Origin of the sequence: Streptomyces sp. NPDC012835, assembly GCF_042900885.1 — a bacterium.
GTDB lineage: Bacteria > Actinomycetota > Actinomycetes > Streptomycetales > Streptomycetaceae > Streptomyces.
Genome location: NZ_JBIBBW010000006.1, coordinates 18,929 through 39,631 on the forward strand (window position 1 = coordinate 18,929; position 20,703 = coordinate 39,631).

The 20,703-nt window shown below is 70.7% G+C and carries 12 protein-coding genes; 6 read left to right on the forward strand and 6 right to left on the reverse strand.

All coding sequences use genetic code 11. The features are described from left to right. Nucleotides 1-73: 73 nt before the first annotated feature. Nucleotides 74-6,499, reverse strand: a complete 6,426-nt coding sequence (locus tag ACFY6S_RS23620; protein WP_388815338.1) for an RHS repeat-associated core domain-containing protein — start codon at nucleotides 6,497-6,499, stop codon at nucleotides 74-76. Between the two features lie 275 nt (nucleotides 6,500-6,774). Between ACFY6S_RS23620 and ACFY6S_RS23625 the strand changes: the two genes are divergently transcribed. Further along, nucleotides 6,775-9,867: an FG-GAP-like repeat-containing protein gene (locus tag ACFY6S_RS23625; RefSeq protein ID WP_388815336.1), complete on the forward strand. Its 3,093-nt coding sequence runs from the start codon at nucleotides 6,775-6,777 to the stop codon at nucleotides 9,865-9,867. A gap of 127 nt (nucleotides 9,868-9,994) precedes the next feature. Here the strand turns inward: ACFY6S_RS23625 and ACFY6S_RS23630 are convergent, their stop codons facing one another. Then, the gene (locus tag ACFY6S_RS23630; protein WP_388815334.1) at nucleotides 9,995-11,119 is read right to left on the reverse strand and encodes a magnesium and cobalt transport protein CorA; all 1,125 of its coding nucleotides are present in this window, start codon (nucleotides 11,117-11,119) and stop codon (nucleotides 9,995-9,997) included. A 428-nt stretch (nucleotides 11,120-11,547) separates the two neighbouring features. Between ACFY6S_RS23630 and ACFY6S_RS23635 the strand changes: the two genes are divergently transcribed. Beyond that, the gene (locus ACFY6S_RS23635) at nucleotides 11,548-12,144 is read left to right on the forward strand and encodes a suppressor of fused domain protein (protein WP_388815332.1); all 597 of its coding nucleotides are present in this window, start codon (nucleotides 11,548-11,550) and stop codon (nucleotides 12,142-12,144) included. Nucleotides 12,145-12,207: 63 nt separating this feature from the next. Here the strand turns inward: ACFY6S_RS23635 and ACFY6S_RS23640 are convergent, their stop codons facing one another. Then, complete coding sequence (locus ACFY6S_RS23640) at nucleotides 12,208-13,482, reverse strand: MFS transporter (protein ID WP_388815330.1); 1,275 nt, start codon at nucleotides 13,480-13,482, stop codon at nucleotides 12,208-12,210. A 155-nt stretch (nucleotides 13,483-13,637) separates the two neighbouring features. On the opposite strand from ACFY6S_RS23640, the gene ACFY6S_RS23645 reads away from it, so the two are divergent. From ACFY6S_RS23645 to ACFY6S_RS23655, 3 genes are all read left to right on the forward strand, one after another. Further along, nucleotides 13,638-14,276: a DUF6758 family protein gene (locus ACFY6S_RS23645; protein ID WP_388815328.1), complete on the forward strand. Its 639-nt coding sequence runs from the start codon at nucleotides 13,638-13,640 to the stop codon at nucleotides 14,274-14,276. A 122-nt stretch (nucleotides 14,277-14,398) separates the two neighbouring features. Continuing rightward, nucleotides 14,399-15,277 (forward strand): PHP domain-containing protein, encoded by an 879-nt coding sequence (locus ACFY6S_RS23650; RefSeq protein WP_388815326.1) that lies wholly within the window; start codon nucleotides 14,399-14,401, stop codon nucleotides 15,275-15,277. A 192-nt stretch (nucleotides 15,278-15,469) separates the two neighbouring features. Further along, nucleotides 15,470-16,075, forward strand: coding sequence for a MarC family protein (locus ACFY6S_RS23655; RefSeq protein ID WP_388815324.1), 606 nt, complete (start codon nucleotides 15,470-15,472; stop codon nucleotides 16,073-16,075). 82 nt (nucleotides 16,076-16,157) lie between these two features. Here ACFY6S_RS23655 and ACFY6S_RS23660 read toward each other — a convergent pair whose 3' ends face one another. Then, a complete protein-coding gene (locus ACFY6S_RS23660; protein ID WP_165840668.1) occupies nucleotides 16,158-16,310 on the reverse strand; it encodes a hypothetical protein in 153 nt (50 codons plus the stop codon). A 174-nt stretch (nucleotides 16,311-16,484) separates the two neighbouring features. On the opposite strand from ACFY6S_RS23660, the gene ACFY6S_RS23665 reads away from it, so the two are divergent. After that, nucleotides 16,485-17,432, forward strand: coding sequence for an NYN domain-containing protein (locus tag ACFY6S_RS23665; RefSeq protein ID WP_388815321.1), 948 nt, complete (start codon nucleotides 16,485-16,487; stop codon nucleotides 17,430-17,432). Nucleotides 17,433-17,526: 94 nt separating this feature from the next. Here ACFY6S_RS23665 and ACFY6S_RS23670 read toward each other — a convergent pair whose 3' ends face one another. Both ACFY6S_RS23670 and ACFY6S_RS23675 read right to left on the reverse strand, forming a co-directional pair. Continuing rightward, nucleotides 17,527-18,390, reverse strand: coding sequence for an alpha/beta fold hydrolase (locus ACFY6S_RS23670; RefSeq protein ID WP_388815319.1), 864 nt, complete (start codon nucleotides 18,388-18,390; stop codon nucleotides 17,527-17,529). Between the two features lie 271 nt (nucleotides 18,391-18,661). After that, nucleotides 18,662-20,428, reverse strand: coding sequence for a DEAD/DEAH box helicase (locus ACFY6S_RS23675; protein WP_388815317.1), 1,767 nt, complete (start codon nucleotides 20,426-20,428; stop codon nucleotides 18,662-18,664). Nucleotides 20,429-20,703: the final 275 nt, after the last annotated feature.

Sequence of the window (20,703 nt, forward strand, 5' to 3'; positions counted from 1 at the left end):
GGGCGGGACGGTGCGGTGGTGGTGATGCGGGCCGGGGAAGGGGCCTTCGCCCCTTCCCCGGCCCGCTGCCGGATCAGCGTGTCGCAAGACTCCTGGCGTCAGAGTAAAGGCCGATCAGGCCCCCGGTGTTGGCCGCGGCGGTGTGGAGGCCGATCGACGCCCTCCCCACCCCCTTCTCCAGCTTGCCGCCCGACGCCATCAGCTTGCCGCCCACACCCGCGAGTCCGTCGCTGAGCGCGGCCCGGGATCCCCGGGCCACAGCACCGCTGCCCCGGACGAGCCTGGCGGCGGAACCGGCTCCGCCGAGCATGACGGCGGCAGCGGTGCCGGCGAGCTGGCTGACGGCCGCCGACTTGTTGCCGTCAAGGGCGTAGGCGCCCGCGGAAGCCAGGCCGGTACCCGCCGAGATCGCGCCCATCACCGCGGCGGCTCCTTGAAGACCCGGGACCATCGCCATGATCCCGCCGGCTGTGCCGGTGAAGGTACTCACATGCCCCAGTACCTTGGCCGCTCTGTTCAGGGTGACCTGTTTCGAGGCTGCCTTCAGTCCGTTCGAGGTGGATTTCTTCGCCGACTTGTAGACAGAGGCGGCCTTCTTGCCCGTGGATTTCAGCCACGTCGTGGTCTGCCGCTTCTTCTTGTGGTAATACCGCTGTGCTCTCGCCTTGTATTTCTTCACCGCGGCACGCGTCGATTTGACCAGCTTGTTCTTCTGCCGGGAGATGACCTTCTTGGCTCTCTTCACCAATTTCTTGGTGTGCTTCACCACATGGCGGACCTTTTTGACGAGCTTCTTCGTCGCTTTCTTGAGCGCAACCACTTTTTTGTTCTTGCTGATCTTCTTGTAGAGGCTCTTGGCCTTCTTGGTGACTGCTTTCTTGAGCTTTCCCCAGAAGAGGCCGTCGGGGTCGGAGAAGCTGACCGGGTTGTTGTTGGCGTACGCGTACGCGTTCATGCGCTGCGATTCACCGAGGTCGGACATCGGGTCCACGCTCAGGAACCGGCCGAGCTTCGGATCGTAGGCACGGGCGCCCAACTGGGTCAGCCCCGTGCTGTCGACCGTCCCGCCGACGAAGCCCTGGTCACCACCCGGCCAGAGCGCGGGTGTCGCCGACGGCGAACCGCGCTCCTCGCCGAAGGGGGCGAGCGTCCGGTGCTGCACCTCCTGGGTGGCCGCGTCGATCGCGGTGGACGCGGTGCCGTGGTGGTCGTCGAAGAGGAACTGGACCGCGCCGCCCGTCCGCGCGGCGACCGTCTCGCCGTCCAGCTCGTAGTAGCGCGTTCCGGTCTTCTTGCCGTCCGGCCGCAGCAGCAGTTCGTTGCCGCCCGGCAGATACAGCGTCGTCCCCGTGAGGTCCTTGCGCAGCATCCGGCCGCCGTCGGCGTCGTACGTGTACTCGACGGTGGTCCTGCCCGGCTCCTCGACCTTCGCGAGCTGGTTCTCCGCGTCCCAGACCAGGGTCTGGTCCCGGCCGTCCGTATTGCGCGTCGTGGTGTTGCCCGCCGCGTCGTAGGCGAATGAGCCCGTGACGCTCGCGACCCCGTCCCGCTCCGTGCTCACCGAGGTGAGCGCGGCCGGCTTGGCGCCGCCGGGCTTCGCGTACTCGTACGAACGGACCGAGTTCAGCGCGCTGTTGCCCGCCGCCCCGTCCGTGCCCACGTCGTGGCGGACCTCCTTGGTGCGGTTGCCCAGCGCGTCATAGCTGTACGTCAGCCAGTACGGCTTGGGGCCTCCGACGTTCGACGGGGACGGCGCCACGTCGCAGGAGTCCTTCGACGTCCACGCCTCGGTCAGACGCTGGAGCGCGTCGTTGGTGAAGCACTGGGTGTCGGTCTGCCGCGTCGTGTCCTGGCCGGTGACCGTGGTGATCCGGGTGACATTGCCCGCCGGGTCGTAGTCATAGGTGGTGTCGTCCACCCGGCTCGGCGCCAACGTGCGGTCCGTGGTGGTCCGCAGCAGCTCGCCGGTGTGCTCGTCGTACGAGACGGACCGGTACAGCCGCCGGGCCGCGTCGTTGTACTCGGTGCGCAGCGGACGCCCGAAGGGGTCGTACGCCGTGGAGTTGACCAGCACGCGGCTGCCCGCGGTCAGCCCCTGCGGCTGGTCGTCCCCGCCGTAGCGGGTGACCACCCGTTCGGCCGGCACATCACCGAGCACGGGCTGGTTGAGGGCCGTCGGCAGGCCGGTCAGCGCGTCGTAGGCGTACCCCACGGAGTAGGTGCCCGCGAGGGCGCCCTCCGACTCCGGGACGGTGACCTCCACCTTGGTCGGCTGGTAATCGTCCGTGTAACCGGTGATCCTCTGTACGTAGGCGTTGCCGTCCACGTACCGAAGGGACTCGCTGATCTCGCCCTTGGCGACCGTGTCGTACTTCCACTCGGACAGGACCTTGTCGCCCTGGCTCAGCGAGGTCCTGCGGCCCAGCTCGTCGTAGGCGACCTTCAGGGTCACCCCGCGGGCGTCCGTCGTGGTCAGCGCCCGGTCGAGCGAGTCGTAGGTGGTGCGCAGCGTGCCGCTGTCCGGGTCGTCGCTGAGAGTCTCCCTGCCGCGTGCGTCATAGCTGAACGCGCGCACATTGCCGGCCGGGTCGGTGACCTTCTCCAGCAGCCCCCGCTTGTCGTAGCCGTACTTGACGGTCTGCGAGGTGGTGCGTGCCTCGTTGGTGTATTCGATGACCTCGACCGGCCGGTCCTGCGCGTCCGTGACCGTGGTGCTGGCCATACCGCCCTTCGGCGGGATCAGGGTGGTGTGGTTGCCGTCGTACACCGTCTTCGTCCGGCGCGTCTCCGTGCCGAACTTCATGGCGACGGCTTCGGTGGGCCGCCCAGCCGCGTCGTACACCGTACGGACCGCGGCCGGGGCCTTGGTGTCGTCGGCGGCCACCAGTTTCGGTTCGGGTGACCCGGTGGCGTGGTAGTCGTCGTACGACTTCCACTCCAGACCGCGCGAGTCGTACAGCGTCTCGGTCAGCACCCGGCCGGAGCCGCTGAGCGAGGGCACCTGGGTCTGGCGCTCGCGCAGCAGACCGTCGTAGATCTCGTAACTCGTCTCGGTGGAGCCGTCCCCGCGCAGTTCACGGGTGGTGACGACGGGGGTGTCGGTGGTCGAGATCCGGTACGCGTAGGAGGCGTTGGGGTGGTCGGGGAATTTGGCCTTGGTACGGCCGGGCTCCCAGACCCCGGTCAGCCGGCCGAGCCCGTCGTAGCCCAGCTCGGACCGCTTGCCGTTGGCGTCCACCTCGGCGGTGGGCACCCCGCGCAGCGGGTCGATCTCGGTGGTCCGCGTGTGGCCGAGCGGGTTCGTGACGACCATGCTCGTCGGCGTGCCCGTCGGCGGGACGTACTTCGTGGTCATGGCGCGGCCCTGCGAGTCCGTCACCTCCAGCGCGCGACCGTAGGCGTCGTACGTGGTCAGCGAGGTGGTGAAGAAACCCGTCCCCTCCGCGTTGTTCTCGTCCTCCCGGGTGTTGTTGCCCTTCGTCGGGGCGGCGCCCAGCACCGTGGAGCCGTCGTAGTAGCTGCGGTTCTCCGCGATCAGCTCACCCGGCGCGGCGCAGGTGCCCGCCGTGGTCTTCTCGGTGGCCTCCAGATCCAGGATGTTGGCCGCCGTGTTCCGGGCGTAGGTGGTGGTGTCGCAGGTCTCGTCGCCGGTCTTCGACGTGTCGCCGTGGTCCGTCTCGGTGGCGACCATGCCGTACGCGTCGAAGGTCCGCTCCGTCTTCGTGCGCTGCCAGCCGCCGCCCTTGGCGGGCGACCTGGTGGTCTCCGCCTGGACGTCCGTCATATCGGCCTCCAGGGCCGGCAGTCCGGTACGGGCGCGGGTGGCCGTGACGGCGGAGCGCCACGGGGTGGAGGTCTCCTCGGAGACCACCTCGGAGCCGTTGTAGACGATCTCCGAGCGCACCATGGCCTGGAAGGACGCGTGGTCGGCGACCTCGTTGCCCTCGAAGTCGGCGACCTTCGCGCCCGCGACCCCGCGGAAGTAGCGGGTGCGGCTGTCCTGCTTCGGGCCGTCGGTGCCGTTGCCGTTCTGGGTGCGGACCTCGCCGTACCCCCGGTAGTCGCTGTACGTGCGGTGCTCGGCCTTGGTGAACTCGTCCTCGCTCTTGGCCCAGGCCGCGCCGCCCACGTACGTGTAGTCGGTCTGCTCGGTCGGGGAGCCGCCGACCAGGTCGTTCTCCAGGACCTGAGTGACGACGTACTTGTGGAACCAGTCCTTCACCGGCTTGTAGTCGGCGGCGGGAGAGTCCGCCGAGGACCAGTAGACCGGGTAGCAGCGCCTGGTGTTGCTCGCCTCGGTGGGCAGGTCGCCCGGCTTGCAGTCGGCGGCGGAGTAGGTGACGCCGATGGATCCGCCGGTCTCGCTGTTGATCTGGTTGACGCGGTAGCGGACCAGCGGCGGGATGCCGTCGCCTGTGGTGTCGACGCGGTTGGCCAGCTGGGTGCCCTTGAAGGTGATCTCGGGCAGCGACTCGGCGGTGTCACCGGTGTGTCCGGTACGGGTGATGCCGGCCAGCCACAGGGTGGCGGGGGAGCCGTCGCCGGGGTCGGGCAACTGGTGGCGGAAGTCCCAGGAGTCGACGGGCCGGTAGCCGGAACCGTCGAGCACCTTCGTGGTGATCTTCGTCAGCCGCTTGGTGGTCCAGAAGGTGGGCGCGATCCTGTCCTTGCAGGTCTCGCCCGCCTTGCAGTCCTGGTCGACCGGGACATCGGGCCAGCGCTTGGCGTTGGCCGTGGTCATCTTCGCCGGGGCGCAGTCGAACGAGGAGTCGGGCAGGCAGCGTTCGGCGACCGTGTACTCGACCTTCGCTGCGGCCGCGTTGGCGGTGTACAGGTTGTCGGAGCGCAGTCCGTACTCGATCCGGTCGAGGTAGCCGCCCCGGGTGTACTCGGTGGGGGTGCCGAGACCGGTGGTGGCCGAGACGTTACGGCCGTAACGGTTCTTCTCGGCCTTGTAGTAGTACGCGGTGGCGTTGTCGTTGGTGTCGACCACGTAGTCGAGGTTCCAGCGCCACGCCTGCTGGCAGTACGAGTCGGCGAAGGCGCTCTTGTAGCAGGGCTCGCCGCTCTGGTTGCCGTACACCGGCACGGTCCAGGTGGAGTTGGTCTCCTCCTTGCCGGACGACCAGCCGGGCAGCCGGTTGTGGCCGAAGGTGTAGCGGGTCCCGTCGGTGGTGGTGATCCGCCAGTGCTCGCCGTCGTTGTCACCGTTGCCGAGCGCGGTGTCGGTCAGCAGCTCGACGCGGGTGCCGTCGTCGTCCTTGAGCTTCCAGACGCCGGTCTTGTCGTCCCGCACCAGCTCGTGGGACTGGCCGTCGAGCGACATGGTGGCGTTCTCGGTGCCGTAGCACAGGTCGCCGTTCTTGGCCTTGTTGTTGCCGCCGGTCATGTCGTCGTTGCACGACACGTAGCGGCGCTCGATGTAGTTCTCGGTCAGCGCCCAGCCGTCGCCGACGGCGTTGGCCTGGTTGTTGGTGGCCGCCGTACGGCCGTCGAGCGACTGGGAGGAGTAGCCGAGCGACAGCTCGGGCTCCAGGCCGCCGGGGACGTCCGGGGTCTGGATCTCGTAGCCCCAGCCGAAGTTGCCGGAGGAGTCACCGGCCACCCAGTTGCCCGACGGGCTCAGCGGTGTCGCCTTGTAGTCGCCGGACGAACCGGACGGGGCGGCGGACACGGCGAGCAGGGTCACCCCGGAGGCGGCGGTCAGACCGGTGGCGGAACGCGCGCCGCTCGGCGCCTTCCGTACCGGCGCTCCACCGTCCACGGCCGGGCCGTCCGAGGCCGCGTCGACCGGGACGTCCGCGGTCAGCGTCTTCGCCCCGGAGTCGTTGTCCGTGCTGAGCGGCGCCGACGCGGAGCACTTCCCGGCGCCGGGCGAGTCCAGTGCGCAGTCCGGGAGTTGTACGAGGGTGAGCCGCGACGCCCAGCCGGCGCCGTAGGCGTGCTCGAACCCGGAGTAGTCGAGGGAGAGGCGTACCTTCGCGTCGTGCCCGCCCTCCGCCGCGCGCACGGCGAGAAGGACGCCGTCGACCCCGAGCCTGTCGGCCGTCTTCCGGTCGAGTATCTGGACCTGCGCGCGCCCGGGGGGCGCGGTCCGGTCCGCCTTGCGGTTCGCGCCGGTCTTCTTCGCCGCACCGGCCTGCCCGATCCGTACGGGCAGCTTGCCGGCCCGCTTCACCGCGCCCCGGCCGTCCGGGAGTTCGACCTCGGCCGTACCGGGCGCGGGCCAGCTGACGGCCGGTACGCCCTTGCGGGAGTCCCGAGCGGCGTCGTCGCGTCCGCCGGGCTTCGCCGCCTCCACCGGGGTGACCGGCACCGGCTTGGTGGTGTCCAGCTTCGGCAGGGAGAGACCGCTGACCGCGAACGCGGTCTCGGCGCTCAGGAATCCGCCGAGGAGGACGGAGGCGGTGACGACGGAAGTGACTCTCGCCCACCTTCTTCGGCGGGTGTGTTTCGTTCGGCGCGCGCTGCGAGCGGCGCGGCCCGAAGGGTCGGTCATGGATGCCCCCTAGTGCTGAAGTGATAACCGCTTGTGAAGAATACGTACGTAAGGATCACGTAAAGCCTCCCTAAAAGGACAAAGTTGATCGCTTCCACTGCGATATGCACAAGCGGAATGTCAGGTTCAGTGCGAAATGCGGGATTAATTCATCCCTGGAGTGCGATTTACTCTCCTTTCGTTCGCCATCACTGTTCATTCACAAAAAGTTTTTTGGGCTTCGGCGCTCCGCCGCTCCGCGGGCGTGCCGCCGAGGCTTCGGGGAGGAAAACGTCTTGAGACAGCAACCACTGCCGCGCAAGCGCAGATCCGGGCTGCGCCCGCTGATGACCGGCGCCCTGGTCGCCGCTCTCGCGGGCGCCGCGCTGCCGGCGGCGGCAGGGCCCGCCGCGGCGGACGAACCGGTCACCGGCGCCGAGCGGACGGCGGCGGCACGCGCCCTGACCCGCGCGGCCGAGAGCGGAGAGCCGGTCGAGGTGGTGGCGGAACGGAGCGAGTACTCCACCACCTACGCCAACCCCTCGGGCACCTTCACCACCGAGACCCATGTCGTCCCGGTCCGGGTCCGCAAGGAAGGCCGGCTGGTGACGGCCGACTCCACGCTGGTACGCGGCGCGGACGGTGCCGTACGGCCGCGCGCGACCTCCGTGGGGCTGGAGTTCTCCGGCGGCGGGGACGCCCCGATGGCCACCATCGAGCGCGACGGCCGCAGCCTGTCGCTGGACTGGCAGGGCGCGCTGCCCGCGCCCGAACTCGACGGCGACACCGCCACCTACCCCGAGGTCTTCCCCGGCGTCGACCTCAAGCTCCGCGCGAGCGTCAACGGATTCCAGCAGCTGCTGGTCGTCAAGAACCGCGCGGCGGCGGCCGATCCCCGGCTGGAGCGGCTCACGTTCCCCATGGAGACCGACGGCGTCACCGCGCGCACGGACGACGCCGGCAACCTGACCGCCGTCAACCCGGCGGGACAGAACGTCTTCGCCGCCCCGACCCCGGTGATGTGGGACAGCTCCGGCGTCGCCGCCGACGGCGCGACGCCCCGCAGCCTCGGCTCGGTCGCCGCCGCGCTCGCCGCGCCGGGCACCGTCGCCCCGTCCGGGATCGAGGAGGAGGGCTTCGTGGCGGCGGTCGGCGCCAAGGAGTCGGCGCTGCCCGCGGTCGTCGAGGACGGCGCGCTGAAGCTGACCCCCGACCAGGACCTGCTCACCGCCGCCGACACGGTCTACCCGGTCCACATCGACCCGTACGTCTCGGGCGGGCGCAACAACTGGACCTCGGTCGCGAAGAAGTACCCCAGCACCAGCTACTGGAACAAGTCGGACAACGTGGCCCGCGTCGGCTACGAGTCGGACACCGGTGGCACCTGGCGCTCACTGTTCACCATGGACACCAGGAACCTGGCCGGCAAGACCATCACCAAATCCACCTTCCGGATCAAGAACACCCACTCCTGGTCCTGCACGAAGAAGCCGGTGGAGCTGTACGCCACCAACCCCATCAGCTCCGCCACCACCTGGTCCAAGCAGCCCACCTGGACATCGACCGCGCTCACCACGGTGAACGACGCCAAGGGCTGGTCGAGCGGCTGCCCGGCGGGCAACCTGGAGTTCGACGTCAAGGGCAACGCCGTCAAGGCGGGCGCCTCCAAGTGGGCCACCATGACCCTCGGCCTCAAGGCCAACGAGTCGGACACCTACGGCTGGAAGAAGTTCGACGCCTCGACGGCCGTGCTCTCCACCGAGTACAACACCCCGCCGAACACCCCCTCCGACCTGGACACCGTCCCCAGCACGAAGAACTCGGCTGGCTGCGGCAACACCGCCCCGTACGGGCTGATCGGTGACACGGACGTCCAGCTGACGGCGAAGGCCGTCGACCCCGACGGCGGCAAGGTCAACGTCAAGTTCCATCTGTGGGCGACCGGCCACCACCCCAACGACGATCCGAACGGGGTGCTGATCGTCAACAAGACCGTCTCCGTCACCTCCGGCACCGTCGCCAGGCTCACCGTCCCCAAGGCGACGCTCAAGGCCCATCTCGCCACCGCCAACGCCAACTTCTCCTGGAAGGTCCAGGCGGACGACGGCTCGCTCACCAGCGCCTGGAACCCGGCCCTGGGCGCGGCCGGCTGCCGGTTCGTCTACATGCCCGACCGGCCGAGCACCCCGCCGAGCGTCACCTCCGAGCAGTTCCCCAACGGTGACGCCGGCTGGCCGGTCGACACCAGCCCGGTCCGCACGAAGGGCACCTTCACCGTCGGTCCCGGCGAGGCGAAGAACATCGCGTCGTACGAGTACTGGTCCACCATCGACGCCGCCGTCAAGACACGCGCCCCCGCGGCCGTGGGCGGCTCGGTGGCCATCGAACTGACCCCGACGAAGGCCGGCGCGCAGCAGCTGTACGTACGCGGACTCGACCAGGCGGGCAACCGCTCCGACATCCGTACGTACCTCTTCTACGCGAACGGCGCCGCGGTCGCCGACAAGGCCGGCGACCTCAACGGCGACGGCCACCCCGACCTGTGGGCGGTCGACGCGGCGGGCACGCTCCAGCGCTACTTCGGCGACGGTACGGGCAAGGTCACCAAGGCGGCCGAGCCCGCGTCGGACGCGGGCCGCTACAAGGACCAGAAGACCACCCGGCGGGGCGACTGGACCGAGGACGGCTACGAGGACCTGATCGCCATGGCCAACGACCCGGCCGTCGACCGCGACCGGCTGTGGGTGCACCCGAACGACGGCGCGGGCGGCGCCGACTACTCCGACCGGCGTGAACTGCGCGTCTGGGACGAGGAGAACGACCACTGGCAGGGCGCCGACCAGATTCTCGCGATCGGTGACGTGGACGGACCGCTCGACCTCGACGGCGACGGCGTGATCGGCGAGGACGACCGCCCCGGCTATCCGGACCTGCTGGTCAAGCAGGGCGACCAGCTCTGGCTGTACTTCGGTTCGGTCTCCGGCTACCTCGACGACTACATCTACCTGGACGACTTCATCGAGCAGCCCCCGGTGCTCATCGGCAACGGCAGCTGGTCGCAGTACGACCTGGTGGCGCCCGGTGACACCACCGGCAACGGCCATGTCGACCTCGTCGCCCGCAAGAAGAGCACCGGCGAGCTGTACCGCTACACCGGTACGGGCACCGGCGGCCAGGGGCTCGGCTCGGGCCCGGACCGTACCCAGATCGGGACCGGCTGGACCGCCGCCAACCGTCCGCTGCTGACCGCCGTGCCCGATGTCCAGGGCGACGGCAAGCCGGGCGTCTGGTCCACCAACCCGGCCGGCGACCTGCTGTACTACCCGGACATCAAGGGCAGCGGCGTCGGCGTCGGTACGGGGATGACGGGCTTCCGCGCCCTGAACTGACCGACGGCCACCGCCATGTGAAGCACGACGCCGGACGGACCATGACGGTCCGTCCGGCGAGTGGCGGCGGGTCGCGACGACAGGGGCGGGGGTGCCGGCCTCCGGGCCGGTGCCCCCGCCCCTGTCCTCAGAGCCAGCCGTTGCGCTTGAGCATGCGGTGGATGGCCAGACAGATCGTGCCGATCGCGCCCAGGACCAGCGGATAGCCGTACTTCCACTCCAGCTCCGGCATGTGTTCGAAGTTCATGCCGTAGATCCCGCAGACCGCCGTCGGCACGGCGATGATCGCGGCCCAGGAGGTGATCTTGCGCATGTCCTCGTTCTGCGCGACGGTCGCCTGGGCCAGATTGGCCTGGAGGATCGAGTTCAGCAGCTCGTCGAAGCCGATGACCTGCTCGTGCACCCGGGCCAGATGGTCCGCGACATCGCGGAAGTACTTCTGGATGTCCGGGTCGATCAGCCGCATCGGCCGTTCGCTCAGCAGCTGCATCGGCCGCAGCAGCGGGGAGACCGCCCGCTTGAACTCCAGCACCTCGCGCTTGAGCTGGTAGATCCGGCCCGCGTCCGAGCCACGGGTGCTGCCCTTGGCCGGCTCGGAGAACACATCGATCTCGACCTCGTCGATGTCGTCCTGCACGGCCCCGGCCACCGCGATGTACCCGTCCACCACATGGTCGGCGATGGAGTGCAGCACGGCCGATGGGCCCTTGGCCAGCAACTCCGCGTCGCCCTCCAGCCGGTGGCGGAGATTGCGCAGCGAGCCCCTGCCGCCGTGCCGGACGGTGATGACGAAGTCCCGGCCGGTGAAGCACATCACCTCACCGGTCTCGACCACCTCGCTCGTCGCGGTCAGCTTGGTGTGCTCGACGTAGTGGATGGTCTTGAAGACGGTGAACAGCGTGTCGTCGTACCGCTCCAGCTTGGGCCGCTGGTGCGCGTGCACCGCGTCCTCGACGGCCAGCGGGTGCAGTCCGAACTCGGCCGCGATACCGGCGAACTCCTCCTCGGTCGGCTCGTGCAGACCGATCCAGGCGAAGCCCCCGCTCTCGCGGACCCGCAGCATCGCCTCGTGCGGGGTGACACAGGGGGCGCTCATCACCCGGCGGCCCTGGCGGTAGACGGCGCAGTCCACGACCGCGCTCGACGCGGACGGGTCACGGGTGGCGTCGTACGTGTCGTACTTGCTGTGCGCGGAGCGGTTCTTGCGCAGGGACGGGCTGACCGCTGCGCGAAGGTCACGAATCATCGACATGGCGGGCTCCTTCACGGAGAGGCCGTCGGCGGGGCGCGTGGCACAGCCCGGAATGGGGACGTGATACGCAACGTCCGCAAAGCGGGCGGCACCGCGGGTCCACGCGGTGACGGCTGTTCGCTACAGACAGGCAAAAACACCGGCGGTGGAGATGTGCTCTTCCGTCGTGCGAGAGGCCGTCTGCCCTGACCGGGCGGGGCGTCGGATCACCTGGACGCGGTGCGGGCGGAAGAGCGGCTGGTACTGGCCGGATGACTTCGATCCACCGCAGCCCCACCTCCTCCGGCCGGTCCCCCGTGGGGGATGTCGTGCGTCGGGACTGGAGAGCGACGCTTCGGCGTGCTGTCCCGACCAGCGGCCAAGACTATCAGCCAGCCGAGGGCCAAACGGTACCCATGCCCCGAGCGCAAGCGATCTATGCTCCCCGGATGGAAGAAATTCTCGCGCTGACCGAGGCCCGGCTCCGTACCGCCCTCGGCGAGCCGGACGCGCGTGCCGCGGTGACCTTCCTGGGCACGGACCGCTACGAGGTCCTGCGGTTCCGGGACACGGAGGGCGGCACGGACGTGGTGCGCTACGCCACGCTGGGGATGTCGGGCCGGCCCATGACCGATCCGTCGGCGCTCCTGGCCGACGCGGAGCGGGGCCCCAGGGCCGAACTGATCCTCTCCGTACGCGCCGGAGCGGCCGGCACCGACCAGGTGCTGCGCCCCCTGGCGGTCCTGGCCGCCTCTCCGCAGGTCGAGGGAGTGATCGTGGCGCCGGGCAGCTCGCTCGACCTGGGTGAACCCCTGTGGCCGGGGGCGCCGTTCAGCTCCGTGCTGGTGGGGGAGCCGGGCGGGCTGGTGGCGGACCTGGAGCTGGCGGCGCCGCTGGAGCCCGTACGGTTCCTGCCGCTGCTGCCGATGACGCCCAACGAGGCCGCGTGGAAGCGGGTCCGCGGGGCGCGGGAGCTGGAGGAGCGCTGGCTCGCGCACGGCACGGATCTGCGCGACCCGTTGCGCCGTTCGGTGGCGCTGGACTGAACGGGGCGGCGACGACGGCCGGAAGGGCGGCGGCCCGCCGTTCCGGCCGGGGCACCCGGGCCGTCAGTCCGCGAAGACGGAGACGCTGTCCTCGGTCCGGTGGACCGGCCGCAGCCGCGCCGCCTCGTGGCTCAGCGCACCGCGCCTGAGACCGACGATGCCCGCGCCCACGACCGCCGCGCCCGCGGCCACCACGAACGGGATGTGGACATCGGTCCACTCCTCGATCTTCGGGGCCAGGAAGGGCGCCGCCGCGGCGGCGAACCACCGGACGAAGTTGTAGCCCGCGCTCGCCACCGGGCGGGGCGCGTCCGAGACACCGAGCGCCAGTTCGGTGAAGACCGTGTTGTTCAGGCCGATGAACGCACCGGAGGCGATCGTGCCGGCGACGGCCGCGCCGTGGCTCCCGTACCCGATGAGCAGCAGGTCGACGGCGAGCAGGAGCAGCGAGCCGCCCAGCACCTTGAGGGAGCCGAAACGCGCCTGGAGCCTCGGCGCGACCAGGACGGAGAAGGCCGCGAGCAGCAGACCCCAGGCGAAGAAGACGGCACCCGACCGGTAGGGCGTCATGTTCAGTACGAAGGGGGTGAAGGCCAGCACGGTGAAGAACGCGTAGTTGTAGAAGAACGCGGAGGCGGCGGCCGAGGCGAGACCGCCGTGGCCGAGCGCCCTGAGCGGATCCAGCAGTGAGGTCTTGCGGGCGGGCCGCGGCTGCTCCTTGAGGAACGCGGTGATGCAGACGAAGCCGATCGCCATCAGGGCCGCCGTGCCGAAGAACGGATAGCGCCAGCTCGCGTTGCCGAGCACCGCCCCGAGCAGCGGCCCGCAGGCCATGCCGAGGCCGAGCGCCGACTCGTACAGCAGGATCGCCGTGGCGCTGCCCCCGGCCGCCGCGCCCACGATGACGGCGAGCGCCGTCGAGACGAAGAGGGCGTTGCCCAGTCCCCAGCCGGCCCGGAAGCCGACCAGCTCGCCCACCGACGACGACGTGCCGGACAGCGCGGCGAAGACGACGACGAGCGCCAGGCCGAGCAGCAGGGTCTTGCGTCCGCCGATCCGGCTGGAGACCCAGCCGGTCAGGAGCATGGCGACGGCGGTGATGAGGAAGTACGAGGTGAACAGGAGCGAGACCTGGCTCGCGGTGGCGTCGAGTCCCTTCGCGATGGACGGCAGGATCGGATCCACCAGCCCGATGCCCATGAAGGCCACCACGGACGCGCCCGCCGTCGCCCAGACGGCCTTCGGCTGCCGCGGCAGCCCGCCGCCCCCGGCCCTGCCCCCGCCCCCGGCGCCCGCTCCCTCGTCCAACGGATCCGCTCCGCTTCCGCTACCGCGCATGGGACGCCTCTCTCTCCGTAAGCCGATGCGATAGACACATATTAAGTTAGGGAAGCTAATAAGTGCAATGTACACGCACATCGCTGTGTCACGGCCCGGTACGCACGAGTGATCGTCCTTGACGCGGCGCGGGTCGAAGAGGACCGTTGGGCGCTATGAGGGGCCAACCCAGTTGCCCGAAGTGCGGTGGCCGGCTCAGGGCGCCCGGTCTCTTCGCCGACTCCTGGCAGTGCGACACGCACGGCGTCGTACATCCGCTGCAACCGGTGATACCGCCCAGCGTCGAGGCACTCGGAGTGGTGGTGCACCGTGCCCGGGTGCCCGTCTGGATGCCCTGGCCGCTGCCCGTCGGCTGGCTGTTCAGCGGCGTCGCGTACGCGGGTGACGACCGCAGCGGCGGCCGTGCCACCGCCGTCGCCTGCTCGGGCCCCGGACCGCTCGGCGGGGCGGGGGAGCTGATGCTCGTCGCCGAGGAGCTGGGAGTGGGACTGGGCGCGCGGTACGCGGGCATCGAGGGGCCCGACCCTGGGCCCGCGATCTGCGCCGACAAGCCACCGCAGACCAAACTCCTCGCCGCCGGCCGCCCCACCCCGCTCTGGCACGTCCCCGAGGCCCCGCAGGACCGCGCGGTCTTCGCCGGGGAGGCCCTGGGGCTGTGGCTGTGGGCGATCGTCTGGCCCGAGCAGTCAGGACTGCTGCTCTACGACGAACTCGTCCTGACCGACCTCCGCGACGTGGGCCCGGAGGTGGAGCTGCTGCCCGTCGGGGCGCTCTCGCCCCGGCTGCTGCACTGACCGGGCCCACGGCCACCGGCCCGGCCCGCACCCGACGATGGGCGGCGGCGGGGACCGGCGGGTGAGGGGGCGGTTATCCTTGGGCGTCCCCAGTCCGCCCCCGAGCCCCCGGAGTCCGCGTCGTGCGCATCGATCTGCACACCCACTCCACGGCCTCGGACGGTACGGACACCCCGGCCGAACTGGTCCGCAACGCCGCGCGCGCCGGACTCGACGTCGTCGCCCTGACCGACCACGACTCGACCCGCGGTCACGCCGAGGCCATCGCCGCGCTCGCCGGCCTGAAGGACACCGCCAAACCCCTGACCCTCGTCACGGGCGCCGAACTCTCCTGCCGCCTCGACGGCGTCGGCCTGCACATGCTCGCGTACCTCTTCGACGCGGACGAGCCGGAGTTCCTGGCCGCGCGCGAGCTGGTGCGCGACGACCGCGTCCCGCGCGCGCGGGCCATGGTCGGCAAGCTCCAGGAGCTGGGCGTGCCGGTCACCTGGGAGCAGGTGGCGCGCATCGCGGGCGACGCCTCGCTCGGCCGCCCGCACATCGCCACCGCCCTCGTCGAACTCGGTGTCGTCGAGACCGTCTCCGACGCATTCACCGCCGAGTGGCTCGGTGACGGCGGGCGCGCCTACGCCGAGAAGCACGAACTCGACCCCGTCGAGGCGATCCGCCTGGTCAGGGCGGCCGGCGGGGTCACCGTCCTCGCGCACCCCCGGGCCGTCAAGCGGGGCGAGGTCGTCCCCGAGTCCGCCGTCGCGAAGCTCGCCGCCGCCGGACTCGACGGCATAGAGGTCGACCACATGGACCACGACGGACCCACCCGCGCCGCGCTGCGCGCGGTCGCCGCCGACCTGGGACTGCTGACCACCGGCTCCAGCGACTACCACGGCAGCCGCAAGACCGTGCAGCTCGGCGCCTTCACCACCGACCCGGAGATCTACGGCGAGATCACCCGGCGCGCCTCCGGTGCCTTCCCGGTGCCGGGCGCGGGCGGACGCGTCTGACCGTCGCCGCCTCCGCGTCGTATACCGCGCGAGGAACGTGACACCGGCCCGAACGGCCCCGCCCGCCGGGTCCTCTCTTCCTTTCGCGCCGCCGTGTCCCCGTTGCTCTCCGGTGTTCTCATTGCTCTCCGGTGTTCTCCGGTCCTTTCTTCCCCTTGTTCCTTCCGCTCACTTCTCGCAAGGCCCTCACCTGTGTTCGACTTCGCCGTTTTCGGATCCCTCTTTCTCACCCTTTTTGTGATCATGGACCCACCCGGGATCACTCCGATCTTCCTCGCCCTCACCTCCGGGCGGCCCGCCAAGGTGCAGCGCGCCATGGCCTGGCAGGCGGTGGCCGTGGCCTTCGGCGTCATCGCCGTCTTCGGGCTGCTCGGCCAGCAGATCCTGAACTATCTCCATGTGTCCGTACCGGCCCTGATGATCGCCGGAGGGCTGCTCCTGCTGCTCATCGCGCTGGACCTGCTGACGGGAAAGACGGACGAGCCGCAGCAGACCAAGGACGTCAACGTGGCGCTCGTACCGCTGGGCATGCCGCTGCTGGCGGGGCCCGGCGCGATCGTCTCCGTCATCCTCGCCGTCCAGCACGCCGACGGCGCCACCGGGCAGCTCTCGGTCTGGGCCGCGATCGGCGCCATGCATGTCGTGCTGTGGCTGACGATGCGCTACTCGCTGCTGATCATCAGGGTGATCAAGGACGGCGGTGTGGTGCTGGTGACCCGGCTCGCCGGGATGATGCTTTCGGCCATTGCCGTGCAGCAGATCATCAACGGCGTGACCCAGGTGATTCAGAACGCCTGACGCGGGCAGCGCCCCCGTACGGGTGATCCGTACAGGGGCGCTTCGTCACTCGTGTGAACAGTGATGAACGGCGGAGAAGTGGTTATGAGGCCGAGGATTCGGCCGGACGGATATAGATGCGCTGGCCCATCGCGGCGGCCTGCTGCACGATCCGGTTGACGGAGGCGGCGTCCACGACGGTGCTGTCTACGGCTGAACCGTCGACGTCGTCGAGTCGCATGATTTCGAAGCGCAAGGCTTCTCCCTTCGCCTGATCCTCCTGGTGGAGAACTATGGATGACGGAAAATTCCGTTGCTTACATCAATGTGCAACGGGTTGCCCTCTGCAAACATTCCCTACACTAAGGAAATTTTTTGGATGGCTAACTACTGGCGGGTAGGGTGTGGCTCACGGGAGAATGAACCGCGTATGAACGAGGCAGAGATCCACCCGGAGGACACCCCAGTGGGCATCCCGCGCGGCGTCCCGGACGCCACCGAGATCGGCGCTCGGCTGGAGCGGACCAACGAGCTGCTCCAGCGCATGCTCGCCGAGGTCGCCAAGACGCCGTCCACGCATGCCATCTTCGTCGACGCCGGTTACGTCTATGCTGCCGCCGGGTTGCTTGTAGCGGGCACCGAGGACCGGCGCGCCTTCGATCTGGACGCCGAAGGGCTCATCGAGGCGTTCATCGACAAGGCCCGCATCATCTTCGCGGACAGCAGACTGCTCCGCGTCTACTGGTACGACGGCGCCAGGCGGCGCATCCACACCACGGAGCAGCAGTCCATCGCCGAACTGCCGGACGTCAAGGTCAGGCTCGGCAACCTGAACGCCAACAACCAGCAGAAGGGCGTCGACTCGCTGATCCGCACGGACCTGGAGTCGCTCGCCCGCCACCGCGCCATCAGCGACGCGGCACTGGTCGGCGGCGACGAGGACCTGGTCTCCGCCGTCGAGGCGGCGCAGGGGTACGGGGCCCGGGTGCACCTGTGGGGCATCGAGGCGGGCGAGGGCCGCAACCAGGCGGAGCCGCTGCTCTGGGAGGTCGACAGCCAGCGCACCTTCGACCTGGAGTTCTGCCGGCCCTACGTCACCCGCCGCGCGGTCACCACGTACGAGCACGAGGGCGAGCCGCCGCCCTCCCGGGACCAGGTCCGGTTCGTCGGCGCGCAGATCGCCGCCACCTGGCTGGCGGAGCGCGGGCGCGAGGCCATGGCGGAGCTGCTGCCGGGCCATCCGTATCTGCCGGGCCCGGTGGACCAGGATCTGCTGATCGAGGCGGAGAAGCTGCTCCAGAGGTCGCTACGGGGCCATGCCGTGCTGCGGCGGTCGCTGCGGGACGGCTTCTGGCAGCACTTGCAGGCGCAGTACTGACCGCCGGCGCCGGCGGGGATGCGACGCCCGGAGGCGGCTCCGCGCCCTTCCGACGCGCGGGCTCCGCCCTCCTCCCGGCCCCCTCCCGTGCCTCTCAGTGCGGCGCGCTCCCGTACGAGGCGTGCGCGTCCCAGAACTCCGCCAGCGCCGCCGCCGTCTCGCGCGGACGGTCGGTGTTGGGCGAGTGCTGCGCCCCCGCGATCACCGTCCTGCGCGCTCCCAGCCGCTCGGCCATCGCGTCGAGCAGCGGCACCGGCCAGGTGTCGTCCCGCTCGCCGGAGATCACATGCATGGGCAGCCGCCGCACGGCCGCCAGCTCGGCCACCCGGTCGGGCTCCCCGCTCAGCTGCCGGCCGGTCGCGATCAGCTGGGCCGGCCGGGTCCGCAGCCAGCGCGTCCGCAGCCCGGCGCCGTCGACCGGGGTCTCCTCCGGAGGGTCCATCGACCGCATGACCTCCCAGAGCTGCTCCATCGTCATCGTCGTGAGCGCGTCGCTCAGCAGCCTCACCCGCTCCCGCTGCGTCTCCGTGACCCGCGCGGGTCCCGAGGACATCAGCGTCAGCGTGTCGAAAGGACCGCGGTCGACCAGCACGGCGGCGCGGGCGATCTGCCCGCCGAGCGAGTGCCCGAGCAGCTGCACGGAGGTGTCCAGCGCCTCCGCCTGCGCCAGCACATCGGCCGCCAACTCGCCCTGCGCGTAAGCATCTTCGGTGTCAGGTCCGTCCGTCTCGTACTGCCCGCGCCCGTCCACGGCGACCGTGCGGTAGCCCGCCGCGGCCAGCGGCTCCAGCAGCGCGACGAAGTCCTCCTTGCTCCCGGTGAAACCGGGCAGCATCAGCACGGTGCCCCGGGGCTCCCCGTCGGGCCGCCCGTCCAGCACGGCGAACCGCCCGCGGCGGGTCGAGAGGGTGCGCGCACGCGCGCAGGGCGGCGGGGTGAAGGTAGGCGGCCTGCTCATACGACGAGGCTAAGGGCTGTCCCGTCATGCCTGGTGGCTCAGCGCGCGGCGTCAGATGCGGTGCATCGCACGGCGGGGGAGCGTCCGCATAGGGGTGTACGGGGGTGATCCCGACAACGCGGCGAGCGTGCGTGCCAGGCGTCGTGGGCCGGGCGGGACTCTCGCAACACGCCGCCGGCCGCGTCCTTCGCGCCTCCGTGTCCGGGTACGCCGATGGCCCGGCGCCCCCGTGCGGGGGGAGCCGGGCCATCGGCGTGCGGTGCGGTGCCGGTCAGTCCTGCTCGGACGCCGTCGTCGCCGTGCGGGTGCGACGGCGGCGCGGCTTGGCGGCCGCACCCTCCGCCTCGGCGCCCGCGGTCTCCGGCGCGGCGACCGCGTCGGCCTTGGGCTTGGCGACGCGGGTGCGGCGGCGCGGCTTGGGCTCCTCGGCCGGGGCCTCGGCCACCGGGCTCCCGGTGGCGGTCGCGGCCGGCTCGACCGCGGGCTTCGCGGCGCGGGTGCGGCGACGGCGCGGCTTGGCGGTCTCGGCCTCGGCCTCCGGCTCCGACGACGCGGGCTCCGTGACCGTCTGCGGCAGCTCGACCACGGCGGCGGCACGCGTGCGCCTGCGGCGGCGCGGCGTACGCGGCTCCGCGCTGTCCGGCACGTCCATCGGGACGGCCGTCTGGAACTGCGGCTCGGGCTCGGTCACCGGCGCGGGCGCCGGGGCCGACACGGTCACCGCCGTGTCCGCCGCGTCCAGCGTGGCGCCGCCACGGGTGCGGCGACGCTGGCGCGGGGTGCGCGCGGGGCGCTCCTCCCGTACGGCCGGGGCGGGCGCGGCGGCGGACTTGCGGCCTCGGCCGCCCGTCTCGCCCAGGTCCTCGACCTGCTCGGCCGAGAGCCCGGCGCGGGTGCGCTCGGCGCGCGGCAGGACACCCTTGGTGCCGGCCGGGATGCTCAGCTCCTCGAAGAGGTGCGGCGAGGTGGAGTACGTCTCCGGCGGGTCCGGGAAACCGAGGTCGAGCGCCTTGTTGATCAGCTGCCAGCGCGGGATGTCGTCCCAGTCGACCAGCGTGACCGCCGTACCGGAGGCGCCCGCCCGGCCCGTGCGGCCGATGCGGTGGAGGTAGGTCTTCTCCTCCTCGGGCGACTGGTAGTTGATGACGTGCGTCACGCCCTCGACGTCGATGCCGCGCGCGGCGACGTCCGTGCAGACCAGCACGTCCACCTTGCCGTTGCGGAAGGCGCGCAGCGCCTGCTCGCGGGCGCCCTGGCCCAGGTCGCCGTGGACCGCGCCGGAGGCGAAGCCGCGCTGGGCGAGCTGGTCGGCGATGTCGGCCGCCGTGCGCTTCGTACGGCAGAAGATCATCGCGAGTCCGCGGCCCTCGGCCTGGAGGATGCGCGCGACCATCTCCGGCTTGTCCATGGAGTGCGCGCGGTAGACGCGCTGCGTCGTGTTGGCGACGGTGGCGCCCGCGTCGTCCGGCGAGGTCGCGCTGATGTGCGTGGGCTGCGACATGTAGCGGCGGGCGAGGCCGATGACCGCGCCCGGCATGGTCGCCGAGAACAGCATCGTCTGGCGCTTGGCGGGCAGCAGCTGGATGATCCGCTCGACGTCGGGCAGGAAGCCCAGGTCGAGCATCTCGTCGGCCTCGTCGAGGACGAGCCCGCGCACATGCGAGAGGTCGAGCTTCTTCTGGCCCGCCAGGTCGAGCAGCCGCCCCGGGGTGCCGACTATCACATCGACTCCCTTCTTGAGGGCCTCGACCTGGGGCTCGTACGCCCGGCCGCCGTAGATGGCGAGGACGCGCACATTGCGCACCTTGCCGGCCGTCAGCAGGTCGTTGGTGACCTGCTGGCACAGCTCGCGGGTCGGGACGACCACGAGGGCCTGCGGGGCGTTGGTGAGCTGCTCGGGCCCGGCACGGCCCGATTCGACGTCCGCGGGGACGGTGACGCGCTCCAGGAGCGGCAGACCGAAGCCGAGCGTCTTGCCCGTACCGGTCTTGGCCTGGCCGATGACGTCCTTGCCGGACAGGGCGACCGGCAGGGTCATCTCTTGGATGGGGAACGGAGACACGATGCCGACGGCTTCAAGCGCCTCGGCTGTCTCGGGCAGGATTCCGAGCTCTCGGAAAGTCGTAGTCAGGGTGCTGCCTCTTCTGTGAGACGCGACGCGAGGCGAACGCTGGGGGTCGTACCGCACCTGGGTACTCGGCCGGCCGTGGATTGGCCGGATGGCGCGGGACCACTGCCGTCGCTCGAGCGCTCGTGCCGCTGAGGGGGCCCCTCATCTGCGAGTCGTGCGCAGCTGTGCGCACGGTCCGCGCG

Excerpts from the sequence above, each read along its gene's own strand:
- ACFY6S_RS23675 (WP_388815317.1), bottom strand. The coding sequence starts at position 20,428 with ATGACCCTGCCGGTCGCCCTGTCCGGCAAGGACGTCATCGGCCAGGCC.
- ACFY6S_RS23665 (WP_388815321.1), top strand. The coding sequence starts at position 16,485 with ATGAACGAGGCAGAGATCCACCCGGAGGACACCCCAGTGGGCATCCCG.
- ACFY6S_RS23620 (WP_388815338.1), bottom strand. The coding sequence starts at position 6,499 with ATGACCGACCCTTCGGGCCGCGCCGCTCGCAGCGCGCGCCGAACGAAA.
- ACFY6S_RS23630 (WP_388815334.1), bottom strand. The coding sequence starts at position 11,119 with ATGTCGATGATTCGTGACCTTCGCGCAGCGGTCAGCCCGTCCCTGCGC.
- ACFY6S_RS23645 (WP_388815328.1), top strand. The coding sequence starts at position 13,638 with ATGAGGGGCCAACCCAGTTGCCCGAAGTGCGGTGGCCGGCTCAGGGCG.
- ACFY6S_RS23640 (WP_388815330.1), bottom strand. The coding sequence starts at position 13,482 with ATGCGCGGTAGCGGAAGCGGAGCGGATCCGTTGGACGAGGGAGCGGGC.
- ACFY6S_RS23635 (WP_388815332.1), top strand. The coding sequence starts at position 11,548 with ATGGAAGAAATTCTCGCGCTGACCGAGGCCCGGCTCCGTACCGCCCTC.
- ACFY6S_RS23670 (WP_388815319.1), bottom strand. The coding sequence starts at position 18,390 with ATGAGCAGGCCGCCTACCTTCACCCCGCCGCCCTGCGCGCGTGCGCGC.